Origin of the sequence: uncultured Granulicatella sp., from assembly GCF_963521425.1 — a bacterium.
Lineage (GTDB): Bacteria > Bacillota > Bacilli > Lactobacillales > Aerococcaceae > Granulicatella.
Map to the genome: position 1 here is coordinate 1 of NZ_CAUQUN010000048.1, position 3,505 is coordinate 3,505.

The following is a 3,505-nucleotide window of genomic DNA, read 5'->3' on the forward strand; positions in this document are numbered from 1 at the left end:
GCTACACGAGTAAATGCTGTTGTTGAAATATGTTCATAACTATCATTTCTGTATAATGTCAAATCATCTTCATTTAATTCACGAACTTCTCCATAAGGAAGTAATCCTGATTTAAGCAATGCTTGGAATCCATTACAGATTCCTAATATAAGTTTTTTCTCAGCTAAATGTTTGTGAATAGCATTTTTTACCTTTTCATTTTTTAAGAAGTTAACAATATACTTAGCACTTCCGTCTGGTTCATCTCCACTAGAAAATCCACCTGGGAACATGATAATATGTGATTTTTCTATTGCACTTACAAATTCGTCAATAGATTCATCAATATCATTTTCTCGAGTATTTCTGATTACTACTGTCGTAGGAGTTGCTCCTGCTTCAATAAATGCTTTCTCACTATCATACTCACAGTTCGTACCAGGGAAGACAGGTATAACTACTTTTACATTCTCTACATATTCTGGATAATATTTTCGTCCTTTATTTTCTGTGTGAAGATTTTCTACAGTTCCTTTATCTTCGTTTTGATACATCGGATAAATATCATTTAGAGTAGCTGTATAAGCTTCATATATATCATTATGTGTAAATAATTCATTGTTTATTATAATTCTACTGCTTACTTTACCAATACATTCAAATGGTAATTTTTCTTTTGCTTCCACTACTAATGATGCTGGATCAAAGTTTAAAACATTTTCTTTTTCTACTTCAAATCCTAAATCGTTACCTAATGACATTTTTACTAGAGAAGCGGCTAAGCTACCTTCTTCTTGAACATATGCTGAAACTACTTTACCTTCTTTAATATATTTATGAACAAGTTCATAATTTTCTAAAGTGGCTGCAATATCTGGATATCCTTTTTCATCTTTTACTACTGGCACATAGTAAAGTTTGTTTCCAACTTCTTTTAAATCTGGAGTTATAACATCATTTATTTTTACAGGCACGCAGGCAAATGAAATTAGTGTTTCTACAACATTAAGATCATTGAACGTTCCTGACATACTATCTTTTCCGCCAATACTTGGGCGACCAATTTCACGTTGAGCATAAATACTTCCTAATAAACTTTGAGTAACTTTACCCCATTTAGAACTATCTTTACCAAGTTTTTCGAAATACTCTTGGAATGAGAAGTAAAGATTTTCTCGTGTACCACCGACTGCATAAACTTTAGCTACTGATTCTAACACTGCGTAGATAGAAGATAAAAATGGTGAATAGTATGAAATTTTCGGAATAAATCCATATGTAAGGATCGTTGCCGTATCGCTTGTTGAGTGCAATGTTGGTAATGCTTGAACACTTGCTTGAACAGGTGTAAGTTTATGGCGACCTGCAAATGGCATAAGAACTGTTGAAGCTCCAATTGAAGAGTCGAATTTTGAAGCTAATCCTTTTTGGCAAGTTACATTTAATTCTCCAAGTTCTTTTAACACAGCTTCTCTAGAAAATTCTTTATCTGTAAATGGATTTTCAGCTTTATTATCTACTAATGTTGCTTTAGTATGTTGTCTTACCCCACTTGTTTCTAAGAAATCTGCACTCATATCTACTACTTTTTCATCATTGTAGTACATTTCTAAGCGGCGACGGTCTGTTACAGTCGCAACATGTGCATACTCAATATTTTCTTTTTCACATTCACGAACAAATGCATCATAATCTTTTTTGTCAATCGCAACAGACATTCTCTCTTGCGATTCACTAGTAGCAAGTTCCGTTGCATTAAGTCCTTTATATTTTGTTAGAACTTTATCAAGGTGAATTTCAATACCGTCTGATAACTCTCCGATAGAAACACAAACTCCGCCAGCACCAAAGTCATTACATTTTTTAATAAGTCTAGTAACTTCTGGTTTTCTAAACAACCTTTGTAATTTTCTTTCTTCAGGAGCATTACCTTTCTGTACTTGACTTGACATAGTTTCTAAAGAATCGTTAGTATGCTCAACACTTGAACCACTAGCCCCCTGGATACCATCACGACCAGTACGACCACCAATCATCACAACAATATCTCCAGCGACTAAAGTTTCACGTTTATAATCTCCTTCTTTTACAGCTCCTACAACAGCTCCGACTTCCATATGTTTGGCAACATAACTATCATCATAAATCTCACGAACAAACGTTGTTGCTAGACCGATTTGATTCCCATACGATGAGTTACCGTGCGCTGTTCCTTTTGCTATCTCTACCTGTGGAAGTTTATGTGCTAAAGTATCTTCACGTTTTTGGAGAATATTTCCACTTCCAGAGATACGCATAGCTTGATATACATAACTACGTCCTGATAGTGGATCTCGAATAGCTCCTCCTATACAAGTACTTGCTCCACCAAATGGTTCAATTTCACTTGGGTGATTATGTGTTTCGTTTTTAAACTGAATTAACCAACGTTCTTCTTTACCTTTATTTTGAATAGTTGTAAAGAATGAACATGCATTAATTTCTTCACTTACTTCGATATTTTCATCATTTAATATACCAACATGATATTTACCAATAATACTTGCCATATCCATAAGTGTTAATGGCTTATCTTCACGATTAAGCTCTCCACGAACTTTTAGATAGTAATCAAAAGCATCTTGCATTTCCTTTTTGAAAAGTTCAGATTCAATATTAATTTCATCAAGAACTGTTTCAAATGTTGTATGACGGCAGTGATCACTCCAATAACAATCAAGAACATAAATTTCAGTTTCCGTAGGAGCACGTCCTTCTGTTTTAAAATAACTTTGAATAAATTCTAAATCTTCTATATTCATTGCTAAAGAAAATTCTTTTTTTACAGTTTCTAACTGCAAGTGAGAATATTCTAAAAATCCATCCAGTTTTTTAAGAGGTTTAGGTTCAGAATTTAGTGAAAATTCTAATACTGATAAATCTTTAACTCTTGCTTCGATAGGATTTACTAAATAATTTTCAACTAATTTTAGTTCATCTGAATTTAATTTTTTATCAAAAATAACTAGCTTACCACTTCTAACAGTTGCTTCACTTTTTGTATTAAGCAACTTTATACACTGAGTCGCACTATCAGCTCTTTGATCGTATTGAGCAGGAAGCACTTCGTAAGCGAAATATTTCCCATCTTCTAGATTAATACTTTCAAAAACCTCATCAACAACGACTTCAGAAAATACCGAAGTTTTAGCTAGTTTATAAGTTTCTTCATCAATATTATAAATATCATAAATAACATACACCTGTACGTTTCCTAAACCTAGATTGTATTCTAGATTAAGTGCATCTTTCAGCTGTAATTCTTCCTTATTATATCCTTGACGTTTTTTTATAAAAATTCTTTTATTACTCATCGTATCCTCCTAAATGTACATCACCATAAAAGTTAATATGACCAATTTTTCTATTTTCACGAGCTTCTTTTTCGTAAAGATGTAAATAACCTTGTTTTTTAGTAATTAGATTTTTAAAATAATCTTCATCCTGACCTAGTATATTGTATAAAGTCGTCTCACGGTTTTCAATC

1 protein-coding gene and 1 pseudogene are annotated in these 3,505 nt (G+C 32.7%); both read right to left on the reverse strand.

All coding sequences use genetic code 11. From position 1 onward, the window contains the following. Nucleotides 1–3,332, reverse strand: a 3,332-nt coding sequence (locus tag RWO76_RS08755) for a phosphoribosylformylglycinamidine synthase (RefSeq protein ID WP_314355254.1), incomplete at its 3' end; no start/stop codon positions are given. Further along, nucleotides 3,325–3,505, reverse strand: a pseudogene (locus RWO76_RS08760) (hypothetical protein); the annotation flags it as partial. The pseudogene RWO76_RS08760 and the gene RWO76_RS08755, both read right to left, overlap by 8 nt.